Annotated in this window: 1 pseudogene; it reads left to right on the top strand. The window is 38.9% G+C overall.

The features are described from left to right. A pseudogene (locus N1032_RS25425) lies at positions 1-461 on the top strand (hypothetical protein); the annotation flags it as partial. Positions 462-701 lie beyond the last annotated feature (240 nt).

Raw genomic sequence — 701 nt, forward strand, 5'->3', positions numbered from 1 at the left:
TTACTGCAACTTCTGAAACGGTGGAATCAACTGATAGTGAGTTACCGCCAACTGTACCGAATAAGGTAGTAGAACAGACTAACCAAGTACCACAAAAAACGGCAGAACCAGTCATTCATGAAGAACATCATGCCGAACCTGCAAAACCAGAACCGAAAAAGCAGGAACCTAAGCAGGAACCTAAGCAGGAAAAAAAACATGGTGATTGGCGTGATATTCATGCCCCATCTGCTCAAATACCAAAAACCGACAAAGAAAAGCCTGCCGTTCCTACCAAGCAGGAAGCAAAGAAAGCAGTTGACAAACTTGTCAAGCAATCAGCAGAAGTAAAAACCCTGCCGAAAACAGGTGAAGAAAATTCGTTATTATCGGGCATGCTTTCATTCTTTGGTATATTCCTTGTAAGTGGGGTAATCATTTATGGATTGGAAAAGCTTGTAAAGAAAGGATTTTTTAAATGAGAAAATTTTTAAGATTCATTCAATGTTTGATAGGTGTAGAATTGGCAATAGTTTCTGTTGCCTTCTATACCCGTGATTACGGCTTTGCAATTACTTCACTGATTTGTTTCACGGTAATTAATGCAGTTTTATTAGTTGATTGGGGGTCTGAAAAATGACTAAACGAAAAGAAACCTTTTTCCATTGGGCAAAGAAATACGTTGGGGAAGATCCACCAGAAGGCGATTTTGCTAATGATAT

The organism is Herbiconiux daphne (genome assembly GCF_024979295.1).
Lineage (GTDB): Bacteria > Actinomycetota > Actinomycetes > Actinomycetales > Microbacteriaceae > Herbiconiux > Herbiconiux daphnes.